This is a genomic window from Erythrobacter sp. BLCC-B19, assembly GCF_028621955.1.
Taxonomy (GTDB): domain Bacteria; phylum Pseudomonadota; class Alphaproteobacteria; order Sphingomonadales; family Sphingomonadaceae; genus Erythrobacter.
This window is the reverse complement of sequence record NZ_CP117516.1, coordinates 2,853,320-2,866,797: the sequence shown is the minus strand read 5'-3', so window position 1 is coordinate 2,866,797 and position 13,478 is coordinate 2,853,320. Positions and strand designations below refer to the sequence as shown.

Genomic DNA, 13,478 nt, shown 5'->3' with positions numbered 1-13,478 from the left:
TCAGGCCGCAAGCAGTTCGGGCTCGGCCGGCTTGCTGCTGGCGAGCAGGTCATAGGGGTCGATGCCCTCGGCCTGCCAGATGCGGTGACATTCGCGATACTGGTGCGGCTGCGGGATGCGCAGAGCCGCGCGCACCTCGTCGATCGGGCGTTCGAGCAGCTGGCGGATCGGCTGTTCGATCAGCGGCGGCGCGCCCTTGCCGATCCGGTGCGCCTCGCGCACCGCGCTCATCACCGGAGCCTTGCTGCCCTTGACCATCTTCTTGATGTTGGCCGCACCTGCATAGCCGATCAGCAGGTGTCCCTGACTGGGCGACTGGCCGTGAGTGAACAGCAGCACCGAAGCCTCGCCCAGCGCATCGCGGCCATAGCCGGTGAGGACGTGAAACAGGTCATGCGTGTCGCGCGAACGGTTAATGTACCATTCGACGAGATCGGGAAAGCGCGGGCGTCCGGCGCGGTCGCTTTCAGCCACAAGGCCGGCTGCGCTCAGGCCTTCGGCTTCCATGAAATCGCAATAGGCGTGCGCGAGGCTGCCCTTCGGGGTCTTGCGCAAGGTCGCGTGATCATCGAGGATATCGGGAAGCCAGGCCTCGCTTGCCCGCAGCTGCTCGCCGCGCTCCGACAGGGCAAAGGCCGCGATGCGGGGCAGGAAATCCTTCGAGGGCAGCGATTCGAAGATCTTGAAGACCGCTGCGGTGTCTTCCTTGTCCTTCATCAGCTTCTGGAAGTTGCGCACCGCCCGCATCGGCCGATATTTCGCAGCCGGGCGATCGGGGTGCAGCAGCACAGTCCCGTCAGGTGCGAACATTTCGGTATAGGCGTTACGGACAGTTCGGGTCATGCGAAGGCGCTCCTTGGGAACGTGCTTTAACGCGGCTTGCTTACACCAATGTTAATAGCCGATTCGGTTCGCCAAATGAAACCCTTTTTGCGGCAGGCCGTGCCGCACCAGCGATCAGCCCTCGCGCCAGTCCTCGCGCGGGATGCCCAGCAGGCGCAGCACCGCCGTCAGATCGCCCGCATCCACCCGCCCGTTGGCCGCATCGCGTGCCTTGGGCTTGGCGCGATAGGCAAAGCCGTAGGTCGCGGCCTGGATCATCGGAATGTCGTTCGCCCCATCGCCGGTCGCAAGGCTGCGCGTGCCCTCGCCCAGCCCCGCCAGTTCCTCGTGCAACACCGCAGCCTTGACTGCTGAATCGGTGATCGGCCCCACCAGCCCGCCAGTCAGCTGCCCGCCCTCGACCGCCAGACGGTTGCCCACCACCCGGTGAAACCCGAGCATTTCGGCCACCGGATCGGCAAAGTGATGGAAGCCCCCCGTCACCAGCACCGAGCGTGCCCCCAGAGCATTGAGCGTTGCCACCAGCGTCTTGGCACCCGGCGTGGCGGTGATGCGTTCGGCAAGACAATCGGCAATCGCGCTCTCACCCAGCCCCGCCAGCAGCGCCACACGCTCGCGCAGGGCCGCCTCGAAATCGAGCTCGCCCTGCATCGCGCGTTCGGTGATGTCGGCGATCTGCGCCTTGATCCCGGCATAGTCGGCCAGCTCGTCGATGCATTCCTGCCCGATCATGGTCGAATCCATGTCCGAGACGAACAGACGCGGCACCGTGATCGCCCCGCGCGCCACCAGCATGTCGGCGGGGGCATAGACGGCGTCGATCGCGCCGAGCACCGCCACAGGATCACCCTTGGAAAAGCGCAGTTCGAGAACGCCGTCATCGCTCTTCGGCACACCGGCAGATGCCAGCTCCGCGCCCGCTGCAACCAAAGCGCCGGACAGCGCATCGAGACGCGTTTCATGTGCCTCAGTCTCTGCTATCAGCCGCGCAATGAGCATACCTGTCACTCCTGAAAATCCGCTCGCGCTCATTGCAGGGCCGACCGCCAGCGGCAAGAGCGCCGTGGCGATTGCGCTCGCGCAGCGCATAGAGGCCGATGGCCGGCGCGCCGTCATCATCAACGCCGATAGCGCGCAGGTCTATGCCGATCTGCAAATCCTCTCCGCGCGGCCCACCGAGGAGGAGATGGAGGGGATCGAACACCGCCTGTTCGGCGCATGGGACGGGGCCGAGGCCTGCTCAGCCGCTGCATGGGCCGCCCGCGCCAAGGCCGAGATTGCCGATTGCCACGAACAGGGCGCGGTTCCGATCCTTGTCGGGGGGACGGGGCTGTATCTCAAGGTGCTGCTCGAAGGGATCGCCCCCATCCCCGAAATCGACCCGGCTGTGCGGGCTGCCGTGCGCGCGCTGGAGGAGGCCGACGCCTACAAGCTGCTCCAGATCGAAGACCCGGAACGCGCGGCCATGCTCGATCCCGGTGACAGTCAGCGCATCGCCCGTGCGCTTGAGGTTAAACGCGCGACCGGGGTGACGCTGGGTGATTGGCAGTTGGCCAAGGCGGGCGGGATCGCGGAGGAGGTGACGCTCCACCCGCTGATCATCGAGCCCGAGCGCCAGTGGCTCTATGATCGCTGCGATGTGCGGTTCGAGGCCATGCTCGATGCCGGCGCAATTGCCGAGGTCGAGACCTTGCTGGCGCGCGGTCTCGATCCCGAACTGCCGGTGATGCGGGCGATCGGCGTGCCCGAGATCGCCGCCTGGCTGGCGGGCGAAATCGAGGCGGACGAGGTGATCGCAAGCGGCGCACAGGCGACCCGCAACTACGCCAAGCGCCAGTTCACCTGGTTTCGGCGGCAACCCCCGCCCGAATGGCCCCGCGTCCATCCGGATTGGGAATCCGAAAATATCGACATAGACAGTCAATTTGCATCATTATTGCGCAAATAGGGCTTGACTTATCAGATTATGACCTTTAGCGGCGGTGTCACTCGGCCCGATGCGCACCCCCCTGCGTCGGGCCGGTTTTCTTATTGAAGCGCGCAATCAGATGGAGTTCCCCGTGACCGGTCAGCCGGCCCCCAACCCTTCGGGCAAGCCCCCCTCGGACAATACCCCCGCCATGAGCGGTGCGGCGATCCTCGTTGAAGGGCTGATCGAACAGGGCGTGGAATTCGTGTTCGGCTATCCCGGCGGCGCGGTGCTCCCCATCTATGACGAGCTGTTCGGTGACGAACGCATCCGCCACATCCTTGTCCGCCACGAAGCCGGTGCGGCCCATGCGGCCGAAGGCTATGCCCGCGCCACGGGCAAGCCGGGCGTAGTGCTGGTCACCAGCGGCCCCGGTGCGACCAACGCGATCACCGGGATTGCCGACGCGTGGATGGACTCGATCCCGATGGTGGTGATCACCGGGCAGGTGCCGACCGCGCTGATCGGGACGGACGCGTTTCAGGAAGCCGACACTATTGGCATCACCCGCCACTGCACCAAGCACAATTACCTGGTCAAAGACCCGGCCGATCTCGCCGCGACGATCAGGGAAGCTTTCCTGATCGCCACCACCGGCCGCCCCGGCCCGGTCGTGATCGACATTCCCAAAAACGTGCAGATCGCCGTTCCCTCCGAGCGCCGCGCCGTGGTGCGCGCGGGTGCGCACCGCTATGCGCCGCAAACGGTCGCTCCGGCGGAACAGATCATCGAAGCGGTCGAAATGATCGCGCAGGCCAAGGCGCCGATCTTCTACACCGGCGGCGGCGTTATCAATTCCGGCCCTGAGGCGAGCGCATTGCTGCGCCGGTTTCAGGACCTCACCGGCGCGCCCGTGACCTCGACCCTGATGGGCCTCGGCGCGTTCCCCTCGACCCATCCCGACTGGCTCGGGATGCTGGGGATGCACGGCACCTACGAAGCCAACATGGCGATGAACAAGTGCGACGTGATGGTCTGCATCGGCGCGCGTTTTGACGACCGCGTGACGGGGCGGCTCGACGCGTTCTCGCCGGGGTCGAAAAAGATCCACATCGATATCGACCGCTCCTCGATCAACAAGACCGTGCCCGTCGATCTCGGCATCCTCGGCGATTGCGGGACGGTGCTGTCGCAGCTGATCGAGGCGTGGGGCAGCCGTCAGGCGCAGAACCTCGGCGAATGGAAGGCCCGGATTGCAGGCTGGCGCGCGCGCGAATGTCTCGCCTATCCCGAGCGTTCGACCAAGAACCCCGGCATGATCATGCCGCAAAAGGCGGTCGAGCGGCTGCACGCTCTCACCCATGCGAGAAAGCCGATCATCACCACCGAAGTCGGCCAGCACCAGATGTGGGCGGCGCAGTATTTCGGGTTCGAGGATCCCAACAAGTGGCTCACCTCGGGCGGGCTCGGAACGATGGGCTATGGCCTGCCCGCCGCCATCGGCGCGCAATTGGGCCACCCGGACGCGCTGGTGATCGACATCGCGGGCGAGGCTTCGATCCAGATGAACATCCAGGAACTCGGCACCGCGTCGCAATACCGCCTGCCGGTCAAGATCTTCATCTTGAACAACGAATACATGGGCATGGTCCGCCAGTGGCAGGAACTGACCTATGAAAGCCGCTATTCGAACTCCTATTCGGACAGCCTGCCCGACTTCGTGAAGCTCGCCGAAGCCTATGGCTGGAAGGGCATTCGCATCACCGAGGAGCGCGATCTGGATGATGGCATCATGCGGATGCTCGATCATCCCGGCCCGGTGATCGTCGATTGCCTTGTCGCGCAGGATGCGAACTGCCTGCCGATGATCCCGAGCGGAGCCGCGCACACCGAGATGCTGCTCTATGGCGACAAGGTCGACGGCACGATGGACGACGAAGCCAAGGCGCTGGTCTAAGGACACTCCCATGCCCATGAAAATCGCCGAAGCCGCCTCCGAGCGCCACGTGCTCGCCGTCACCGTCGATAACGAGCCGGGGATTCTCGCCAAGATCACCGGTCTGTTCACGGCGCGCGGCTACAATATCGACAGCCTGACCGTGGCCGACATCACCGAGGACCATGCGGTCAGCCGCATCACCATCGTCACCAATGGCCCGCCGCAGGTGATCGACCAGATCGAAGCGCAGCTCGAGCGGCTGGTGCCGGTCCACAAGGTCACCGACCTCACCACCGCCGGGCCGCATGTCGAGCGCGAGCTGGCGCTGATCAAGGTCACCGGCACCGGCGAAAAGCGGGTCGAGGCGCTGCGCCTTGCGGACATTTTCCGCGCGCGGCCGGTGGATACGACCACCGAAAGCTTCATCTTCGAAATCACCGGCCCGCCCGACAAGGTCGACAGCTTCATCGCCCTGATGCGCGAGCTGGGGCTGGTCGAAGTCGGCCGCACCGGGATCGTGGGCATGATGCGCGGGGCGCAGGGGGCCTAGTTCCAACACTTTACGTCTTCCCGGCGCAGGCCGGGATCCATTTTCACTACCGCCGGGACTGGGTTCCGGCCTTCGCCGGAATGACGAGGAAGATAAAATGAAAGTCTATTACGACGCCGATGCCGATCTCAATCTGATCAAGCCCAAGAAGGTCGCCATCGTCGGCTATGGCTCGCAGGGCCACGCCCACGCCCAGAACCTGCGTGACAGCGGCGTCGCCGAAGTTGCCATCGCGCTGCGCGAAGGTTCGGCGACCGCGAAGAAGGCGGAAGGCGCAGGGTTCAAGGTGCTCTCCAACACCGCGGCCGCGCAGTGGGCCGACATCATCATGATCCTCGCGCCCGACGAGCATCAGGCCGCGATCTGGGAGAACGACCTCAAGGGCCACATGAAGCCGGGCGCCGCGCTCGCCTTCGCGCACGGGCTCAACATCCACTTCGGCCTCATCGAGGCGCCTGCCGATATCGACGTCATCATGATCGCGCCCAAGGGGCCGGGCCACACGGTGCGCAGCGAATATGTGAAGGGCGGCGGCGTGCCCTGCCTGATCGCCGTCCACCAGGACGCGAGCGGCGCGGCGCATGACGTCGCCCTCGCCTATGCCTCTGCCGTGGGCGGCGGGCGTTCGGGCATCATCGAGACCAACTTCCGCGAGGAATGCGAGACCGACCTGTTCGGCGAGCAAGCGGTGCTGTGCGGCGGGATCACCCACCTGATCCAGGCCGGGTTCGAAACGCTGGTCGAGGCCGGTTACGCTCCCGAAATGGCCTATTTCGAGTGTCTCCACGAAACCAAGCTGATCGTCGACCTGCTCTATGAAGGCGGCATCGCCAACATGCGCTACTCGATCTCGAACACCGCCGAATATGGCGACATCACCACCGGCCCGCGCATCATCACCGCCGAAACCAAGGCCGAGATGAAGCGCGTGCTCGCCGACATCCAGTCGGGCCGTTTCGTCAAGAACTTCGTGCTCGACAACCGCGCGGGCCAGCCCGAACTCAAGGCAGCGCGCAAGCAGGCCGCCGCGCACCCGATCGAGCAGACTGGCGAGAAGCTGCGCGCGATGATGCCGTGGATCGCCGCCAACAAGCTGGTCGACAAGGCCAAGAACTAGGCCTGAAAGATTTTCACCGCCCGCCCGATGCGGCGGGCGGTGGAACCTTCGCGGGGCGTCGGGTATTGGTCTTTCAACCCAAGAGGAGACCAACCTGATGAACCGCACCACCCTCGCTGTGGCCGCCGCTGCCATGCTTGCCATCGTGACCGGCGGGATCGCCGCCGCCCCCGCGCTGTTTGCGCAAGGTGCGCCGCAAGTCCCCGGCGCTCAGGACGCATCGCGCGTCACCGCTGGCACCTATGCGCTCGATGCCGGGCATACACTCGTAGACTGGCAGGTGAGCCATTTCGGCTTCAACGACTACATCGGCCTGTTCGGCAATATCACCGGCACGTTGACGATGGATCCGGCCAATATCGAGGCCGCCAGCCTCACCGTGAACGTGCCCATCGCCGACGTCACCGTTGCCAGCGCCGGGCTCAAGGATCACCTGCTGCGCGCCGGGAAGGATGGCGGCGCGCCCGATTTCTTCGGGCCGACGCAGGGCATGGCGACCTTCACCTCAACCAAGGTGGTCAAGACCGGCGCGACCACGGCTGACATCACCGGCACCCTCACCATGAACGGCAAGAGCGCGCCCGTGACCCTCAAGACCGAGTTCATCGGCGCAGGGGTCAACCCGTTCAACAAGAAGGACACGGTGGGCTTCCATGCTCGCACCACCATCGACCGCACCCAGTGGGGTGTCAATTATGGGGTGCCGTTCGTGAGCAAGGACGTAACCCTGACGATCAGCGCGGCGTTCGAGAAGCAGTAGGCCCCATCAAGGTGACGAGCGGGCGCGTGGGTCGCCGCATCCGCCCGTCACCAACTGTTGCAGGCCAGACTGTTAAAGGCCGAACCAGGACGAACCGGTGTAGGTCTTGCCCGCCGGGATCTTGGCCCAATTGGGCGCGGCCTTGGCGATGTGGCTTGCCATGCTCGCCCGCCACTTGGCGCGGATGTCCTGATCATAATTGAGGTAAAGCTTGCCGCCAACCACATCATAGGCGGTCGGATCGCCCGGCGCGAGATAGCCCCGCGCCATCGCCCAGGCGCAATGCCCGCCATATTGCGGGGCATAGGCGGCCGGATTGGCCTTGAAGGCCGCGGCGTTCTCGGCGCTGGCGAAATGCCAGGTTGCCCCCTTCCAGGTCAGCTTGTGGGCCGCGCTGCCCTTCACGGGCTGGCCCTTGCCGCGGAAATAACTGACCGTGTCATAGCCGCCAACGGCCAGCTTCGCGCCTTCGGTGCCGACATAGATCCCGCCCTCGGCCAGCACCGGCGCGGTGATGGCAAGTGGCACAGTAAGGGCGGCGAGCGCGATTGCGAGGTGATTGCGGGTCATGGGAGTGCGTCCTGTCTTGCGGAAGGCGCGTCGGGGTTTTGTCGCACCGTGATGCCCCTTCTTCGCGCGGCTGCTGGCAAAGGTGACAGCAGGCGGGCGCAGGCGGCAAAAAATTGTTCGACTTGATGCACAGGCTGTTTCAAGACCGGCGGCACGATGCGCCTTGCCGATTGCCACAATATCGACGATTTCCGCCGACTGGCGAGGGCGCGCCTGCCCTTCCCCGTGTTCGATTACATCGACGGCGCGGCCGATGACGAATTGACCAAGGCGCGCAACACGGCTGCCTTTGCTGGCGTTGATCTGGTGCCCGATGTGCTTGCCGGGGTCGAGACGATCGACACATCCTGCATGATCCTCGGGCGCAAATCCGCCCTCCCCTTGATGCTCTCGCCCACAGCAGTGCAGCGCGCCTTCCACTGGGAGGGTGAGCGCGCGGTGGCGCGGGCGGCGGAGAAATACGGCCTGTGGTTCGGCATCTCCAGCCTTGCCACGCGCAGCATCGAGGAGATCGCCGCGCTGACCAGCGGGCCAAAGCTGTTCCAGCTCTATGTCCACAAGGACAAGGGGCTGAACGCTCACATGATCGAGCGGTGTCAGGCGGCGAAGTTCGATGCGCTGGCGCTGACGGTCGACACCATCGTGTCGGGCAAGCGCGAGCGGTGCCTGCGTTCGGGCTTCACCACCCCGCCCCGCTTCACCCCGGCGAGTGTGTGGAGCTATGCCACGCGGCCCAGGTGGACGCTCGATTACGTGCTGCGGGAGAAGTTCCGCCTCCCCAATCTCGACACCCATGTCAGCGAAGGCTCAGGCAAGGCGGTGAGTATCGCCCAGTATTTCAACACCATGCTCGACACCGCGATGGACTGGGACACCGCCGCGCGCATCCGGCAGGACTGGGGCGGCACCTTCGTGCTTAAGGGCGTTATGAGCGCGGGCGATGCGCGCCGGGCGGTGGAAATGGGCGCGGATGCGATCATGATTTCCAACCATGGCGGCAGGCAATTGGATGGCAGCCGCGCGCCTTTCGACCAGCTGCTCGAGATCGTCGATGCGGTCGGCGGCCGGATCGAGATCATCTGCGATGGCGGCGTGCGGCGCGGCACCCATGTCCTAAAGGCGCTGTGCAGCGGGGCCACCGCGGCCTCGGGCGGGCGGCTCTATCTCTATGCGCTCGCGTCAGCCGGGCAGGCGGGCGTGGAGCGCGCGCTCGGCATCCTCAAGGACGAGATCGAGCGCGGGATGCGGCTGATGGGCGTGACAAGCGTGAACCAACTGACCGCCGACCGCATCCGCATGCGCTGACATCGCCAGGCTTGTCATAATCGGGTAATGAAAGGCAGGCTTTGCATCTGGCAACCATGCCAGTCCGGGAACCCTGCCGATGATCCGCCGCGCCGTCCTCTCGCTTACCTGTGCCGCTCTTGCGCTTGCCGCGTGCGGGTCGGAGCCCACGCAGCCGGGCAATGATGCCGAGGACTTCGCCGCGCGCATCGGCGCGGGCGCGACCCCTGCACCGGGCGGCGCACCCGCGCCGGGCGCAACCGCCACGCCGCAGATCGCCCAGCCCCTGCCCGGCGCCGCGCCGGGTGCCTTTGCGCGGGGCACGCTCACCGATCCCGCCTCCAAGACCTGCGGCGCGCCCCTGATGGGGCCGTTCATCGGCAAGCTCGCCGATCAGGCCACCCGCGCCGAGATCGCCAAGATGCTGGGGCGCACCGACAACCTGCGCTTTGTCACCTTTGGCAGCACCGCCAACGTCAACCCCGATCCCACCAATCCGCGCCTGTCGATCATGCTCGATGCGCAGAACATCATCCGCGACGCGCGCTGCGGATAAGACGGAGGGCCGCGACATTGCGGCCATTCGCAGCTTGCACCGCGCGCAAGAATCGGCAATGACGCTGGCCATGATCGGAAACGGACTTGCGCTGCTTCGACTTATGCGCCCTTGGGCGTAGGTAGCCGCGCGTCAGACGCCTGCGGCACCGCTCCCAAGGGTAACCGCCGCAAGCCTTACCATCCCGTTTTGACGAGCCTTTCCCATGCCCATGCTCCGTGACCCTTCCGTCAAGTATCGCCCCTTCGGCCAGATCAACCTGCCCGATCGTCAGTGGCCCTCGAAGCTGATCGAGAAAGCCCCGCGTTGGCTCTCGACCGATCTGCGCGACGGCAACCAGTCGATCATCGACCCGATGGACGCGGTGAAGAAGCGCCGTTTCTTCGACCTGCTGGTTGAAGTCGGCCTCAAGGAAATCGAAGTCGGCTTCCCCAGTGCAGGCAGCACCGAGTTCGACTTCATCTCCGGCCTCGTCAAATCCGACGCGATCCCTGATGACGTGATCGTGCAGGTCTTGACGCAAAGCCGCGAGGATCTGATCCGCACCTCCTTCGCCAGCCTCGAAGGCGCGCGGGCGGCGATCGTGCACCTGTACAACGCGGTCAGCCCCGCATGGCGCGACATCGTGTTCCGGATGAGCAAGGACGAGGTGAAGGCCATCGCCGTCGCTGGCGCGAAAGTGATGCGCGACGAGGCGGCGAGGTATCCCGGCACCGACTGGCACTTCCAGTATTCGCCGGAGACCTTCTCCACCGCCGAGGTCGATTTCTCGATCGAGGTCTGCGCCGCGGTGATGGAGGTGCTCGCCCCCACCCCCGATCATCCCATCATCCTCAACCTGCCCGCGACGGTCGAAGCGGCGACGCCCAATATCTACGCAGACCAGATCGAATACTTCGCCCGCCACCTGCCGAACCGCGAGAGCGCTGTTCTGTCCCTGCACACCCACAACGACCGCGGCACGGGTGTTGCGGCGGCGGAACTGGGGCTGATGGCGGGCGCGGACCGCGTCGAGGGCTGCCTGTTCGGCAACGGCGAGCGCACCGGCAATTGCTGTCTGGTGACGATGGCGCTCAATCTCTACACGCAGGGGATCGATCCGAAGCTGGACTTCTCGGATATCGACCGGGTGATCGAGACCGTCACCTATTGCAACGACCTCCCCGTCCACCAGCGCCACCCCTATGGCGGCGAACTGGTCTACACCGCCTTTTCCGGCAGCCATCAGGACGCGATCAAGAAGGGCTTCGAGGCGCGCGAGACGCAGAATGACGAGCTGTGGCGTGTGCCCTATCTGCCGATTGACCCTGCCGATCTCGGGCGCAGCTACGAGGCGGTGATCCGGGTCAATTCGCAGTCCGGCAAGGGCGGCTTTGCCTGGGTGCTGGAGAAGGATCAGGGCCTCAAGCTGCCCAAGAAGATGCAGGCCGATTTCTCGAAGCACGTCCAGCATATGGCGGACGAATTGGGCCGCGAACTCAATGCCGCCGACATCTGGGACGCCTTCCGCAAGGCCTACCACGTCAAGATCCATCCCAAGCACTTCCAGCTGGTGCGCTACGAGGAAAGCCGTGCTGCCGATGGCACGCGCATCTTTGCCGGCACCATCGCGGTCGATGGCGCCGAGCAGAGCGTCTCGGGCCGGGGCAACGGCCTCATCTCCAGCGTGATGGGAACCTTGCGCGAGGCCTTCGGGGTCGAGCTGGAAGTGGTCGACTACACCGAACACGCGCTGGGTGCCGGCACCGATGCGCGTGCGGCGGCCTATCTCGAATGTCGCTCGCCCGATGGCGGCACCATCTGGGGCTGCGGGATCGACGAGGACATCGCCACGGCCTCTGTGCGCGCGGTTCTCAGCGCGGCCAATTCAGCGGTCGCTCGAAAGGCCTGATTGCCCGCCCCCATTTTCCGCGCTGGCACGCGCGGGATGTAATGGTATCACAGGGTCGCGCTCCGGTTGGTGCGCGCGACTCTGGGGGGAGATGCCATGCGTTCGATGATCGTCACGCTTTTGCTGGCAAGCGCCGCGCCGCTTGCAGCGCAGATTGCCACGCCGGAGCGGCCGGTGACCGATCCGGCCAGCGTCGTCTCCCCCGCAAATCCCGAAGCGCGCGCCGTGCCGCTGGAAGACATCGGCAATTCGCGCGGCATCGCCGGGGTGACATGGAGTGCGGATGGCCGCCACATCTTCCTCTCCACCAACCTCACCGGACGCTATAACATCTGGCGCACCGATGCGGACGGAAGCTGGCCGTTGCAGATGACCCAGTCGGACGAGACGCAAACCGGTCTGGCGGCATCGCGCGATGGCAAGTGGCTCTATTTCCGGCAGGATGCAGGCGGCGACGAATACTATGACATCTTCCGCGTCCCCGCCACAGGCGGCGCGGTCGAGCAGGTCACCCGCACGCCAGACATCAGCGAGGCAGCGCTGGTGCCCGGCGACGCGGACGGGCTGATTGCGCTGTCAACCAAGGCCAAGAGCGAGGCGCAGTCCAATCTTGCGGTGCTGGCACCCGACGGCTCGGTCAATGTTCTGACCGCCGAAGCCGATCCCGATTTCGGCTGGTCGCCGCGGGTCTGGGCCAATGGCGGCACGACGATATTTGCCAACCGCGAAAAGATCGACTCGACCATGAGTGAAGTCTGGCGCGTCGATGTCGCCACCGGTGCGGCAACCCGCGTGCTGGGGCAGGAGGGGACAATCTTCGCGGTCGCCGATGTCAGCCCTGATGGCGAATGGATCGCGGTCACCACCGATATGGAAACCGGCCGCTTGCACGCCGGGCTCTATAATCTCGCCAGCAAGCAGTGGCGTTGGCTGAAGCCGATTGTGTGGGATCAATCGGCACTGCGCTTCACGCGCGATGGCAAGTCGCTGCTGGTCGAAAGCAGCGACGACCTGCGTTCCAAGCTCGTGAAGGTCGATCTTGCCAGTGGCACCGAGACCGCGCTCAAGCTGCCGCAGGGCATCAACTTCACCTCGGGCGCCGACCCGCGTTCGCCCGATGGCAAGGCCCTGCTGGTGGTCAACATGGCGGCCAATGTGACGGGCGAACTCAATCGCTACGACCTGGCCACCGACAGCGTGACCCCGATCACCCGGCTGGCGCTGGCAAGCGTCCGGCCCGAAGCGCTCGCCGCCTCGCAGATGGTGACCTACACAAGCTTTGACGGAACCCTGATCAGCGCGCTTGTCACCATGCCTGCCAACCTCAAGCGCGATGGCAGCAACCCTGCGATCGTCATTCCCCACGGCGGCCCCACTGGCAAATCCGACGACTATTTCGACGATGTCGCCGCAGCCCTCGCAAGCCGCGGCTATGTGGTGATCGCCCCGAACTTCCGCGGCTCGACCGGCTACGGCAAGGCGTTCCAGACCGCCAATACCAACGACCTGGGTGGCGGCGACCTCAAGGATGTGATCGCGGCCAAGCATTTCCTGGTGGAAACCGGCTATGTCGACAAAAGCCGCGTCGGCATTTTCGGCGGGTCTTACGGCGGGTTCATGACGCTCATGGCCATCGGCAAGGCGCCCGACGAATTCGCGGCGGGCGTGCAATGGTTCGGCATCATCAACTGGCGCACCATGTACCGCGACATGGACGAGGTGCTGAAGGCCTATCTGCGCAGCCTCATGGGCACGCCCGAGGAAAACCCCGAAGGCTATGATCGTGCCTCCCCCCTCACCTATATCGCCAATGCCAAAGCCCCGCTGCTGACGCTTCAGGGCGAAAACGACATTCGCGTGCCGCGCGGTCAGGCGCAGGAGGTGGAGGACATTCTCAAGGCCAAGGGACGCACCGTCGAAACCGTTTTCTATCCGCTCGAAGGGCACGGGTTCAGAAAGCGCGAGAACCAGCTGGATTCGCTGCGCCGCACGGTTGAGTGGTTCGACCGTCATCTCAAGCCGGCGCCTGCGAAGTAGAGCATTTCCGGGAAGGACGCGC

Annotated in this window: 12 protein-coding genes; 9 read left to right on the top strand and 3 right to left on the bottom strand. The window is 65.1% G+C overall.

The features are described 5' to 3' along the window. Together PS060_RS13415 and serB are read right to left on the bottom strand one after the other, a co-directional pair. Complete coding sequence (locus tag PS060_RS13415) at positions 1-843, bottom strand: Coq4 family protein (RefSeq protein WP_273983824.1); 843 nt, start codon at positions 841-843, stop codon at positions 1-3. Positions 844-957: 114 nt separating this feature from the next. Further along, positions 958-1,842 carry a phosphoserine phosphatase SerB gene (serB, locus tag PS060_RS13410; RefSeq protein WP_273983822.1) on the bottom strand — a complete coding sequence of 295 codons (885 nt, stop codon included), beginning with the start codon at positions 1,840-1,842 and terminating at the stop codon, positions 958-960. Here serB and miaA point away from each other — a divergent pair. The 5 genes from miaA to PS060_RS13385 all read left to right on the top strand — a co-directional run bounded on the left by miaA (position 1,835) and on the right by PS060_RS13385 (position 7,118). Further along, positions 1,835-2,791 (top strand): tRNA (adenosine(37)-N6)-dimethylallyltransferase MiaA, encoded by a 957-nt coding sequence (gene miaA, locus PS060_RS13405; RefSeq protein WP_273983820.1) that lies wholly within the window; start codon positions 1,835-1,837, stop codon positions 2,789-2,791. The genes serB and miaA overlap by 8 nt on opposite strands. Before the next feature lie 172 nt (positions 2,792-2,963). After that, a complete protein-coding gene (ilvB, locus tag PS060_RS13400; protein ID WP_273986922.1) occupies positions 2,964-4,709 on the top strand; it encodes a biosynthetic-type acetolactate synthase large subunit in 1,746 nt (581 codons plus the stop codon). Between the two features lie 16 nt (positions 4,710-4,725). Then, the gene (ilvN, locus tag PS060_RS13395; RefSeq protein WP_104942309.1) at positions 4,726-5,241 is read left to right on the top strand and encodes an acetolactate synthase small subunit; all 516 of its coding nucleotides are present in this window, start codon (positions 4,726-4,728) and stop codon (positions 5,239-5,241) included. Positions 5,242-5,338: 97 nt separating this feature from the next. Continuing rightward, positions 5,339-6,358 carry a ketol-acid reductoisomerase gene (ilvC, locus tag PS060_RS13390; RefSeq protein ID WP_066527763.1) on the top strand — a complete coding sequence of 340 codons (1,020 nt, stop codon included), beginning with the start codon at positions 5,339-5,341 and terminating at the stop codon, positions 6,356-6,358. Positions 6,359-6,455: 97 nt separating this feature from the next. After that, positions 6,456-7,118 carry a YceI family protein gene (locus tag PS060_RS13385; protein WP_273983819.1) on the top strand — a complete coding sequence of 221 codons (663 nt, stop codon included), beginning with the start codon at positions 6,456-6,458 and terminating at the stop codon, positions 7,116-7,118. A 72-nt stretch (positions 7,119-7,190) separates the two neighbouring features. On the opposite strand, the gene PS060_RS13380 is transcribed toward PS060_RS13385, so the two are convergent. Beyond that, positions 7,191-7,688: a YHS domain-containing (seleno)protein gene (locus PS060_RS13380; RefSeq protein ID WP_273983818.1), complete on the bottom strand. Its 498-nt coding sequence runs from the start codon at positions 7,686-7,688 to the stop codon at positions 7,191-7,193. Positions 7,689-7,844: 156 nt separating this feature from the next. On the opposite strand from PS060_RS13380, the gene PS060_RS13375 reads away from it, so the two are divergent. From PS060_RS13375 to PS060_RS13360, 4 genes are all read left to right on the top strand, one after another. Further along, positions 7,845-8,993: an alpha-hydroxy acid oxidase gene (locus tag PS060_RS13375; protein ID WP_273983816.1), complete on the top strand. Its 1,149-nt coding sequence runs from the start codon at positions 7,845-7,847 to the stop codon at positions 8,991-8,993. 79 nt (positions 8,994-9,072) lie between these two features. Continuing rightward, the gene (locus PS060_RS13370; RefSeq protein WP_273983815.1) at positions 9,073-9,528 is read left to right on the top strand and encodes a hypothetical protein; all 456 of its coding nucleotides are present in this window, start codon (positions 9,073-9,075) and stop codon (positions 9,526-9,528) included. A gap of 205 nt (positions 9,529-9,733) precedes the next feature. Next, positions 9,734-11,419 carry a 2-isopropylmalate synthase gene (gene leuA, locus PS060_RS13365; RefSeq protein WP_273983813.1) on the top strand — a complete coding sequence of 562 codons (1,686 nt, stop codon included), beginning with the start codon at positions 9,734-9,736 and terminating at the stop codon, positions 11,417-11,419. A 96-nt stretch (positions 11,420-11,515) separates the two neighbouring features. Then, positions 11,516-13,456: a S9 family peptidase gene (locus PS060_RS13360; protein ID WP_273983812.1), complete on the top strand. Its 1,941-nt coding sequence runs from the start codon at positions 11,516-11,518 to the stop codon at positions 13,454-13,456. The last annotated feature ends 22 nt before the right edge of the window (positions 13,457-13,478 follow it).

What these genes read in the sequence shown, in the direction of transcription:
- PS060_RS13375 (WP_273983816.1), top strand. Translation starts at nt 7,845, where the DNA reads ATGCGCCTTGCCGATTGCCACAATATCGACGATTTCCGCCGACTGGCG.
- PS060_RS13415 (WP_273983824.1), bottom strand. Translation starts at nt 843, where the DNA reads ATGACCCGAACTGTCCGTAACGCCTATACCGAAATGTTCGCACCTGAC.
- ilvN (WP_104942309.1), top strand. Translation starts at nt 4,726, where the DNA reads ATGAAAATCGCCGAAGCCGCCTCCGAGCGCCACGTGCTCGCCGTCACC.
- PS060_RS13360 (WP_273983812.1), top strand. Translation starts at nt 11,516, where the DNA reads ATGCGTTCGATGATCGTCACGCTTTTGCTGGCAAGCGCCGCGCCGCTT.
- PS060_RS13370 (WP_273983815.1), top strand. Translation starts at nt 9,073, where the DNA reads ATGATCCGCCGCGCCGTCCTCTCGCTTACCTGTGCCGCTCTTGCGCTT.
- ilvB (WP_273986922.1), top strand. Translation starts at nt 2,964, where the DNA reads ATGAGCGGTGCGGCGATCCTCGTTGAAGGGCTGATCGAACAGGGCGTG.
- PS060_RS13380 (WP_273983818.1), bottom strand. Translation starts at nt 7,688, where the DNA reads ATGACCCGCAATCACCTCGCAATCGCGCTCGCCGCCCTTACTGTGCCA.
- ilvC (WP_066527763.1), top strand. Translation starts at nt 5,339, where the DNA reads ATGAAAGTCTATTACGACGCCGATGCCGATCTCAATCTGATCAAGCCC.
- leuA (WP_273983813.1), top strand. Translation starts at nt 9,734, where the DNA reads ATGCCCATGCTCCGTGACCCTTCCGTCAAGTATCGCCCCTTCGGCCAG.
- serB (WP_273983822.1), bottom strand. Translation starts at nt 1,842, where the DNA reads ATGCTCATTGCGCGGCTGATAGCAGAGACTGAGGCACATGAAACGCGT.
- PS060_RS13385 (WP_273983819.1), top strand. Translation starts at nt 6,456, where the DNA reads ATGAACCGCACCACCCTCGCTGTGGCCGCCGCTGCCATGCTTGCCATC.
- miaA (WP_273983820.1), top strand. Translation starts at nt 1,835, where the DNA reads ATGAGCATACCTGTCACTCCTGAAAATCCGCTCGCGCTCATTGCAGGG.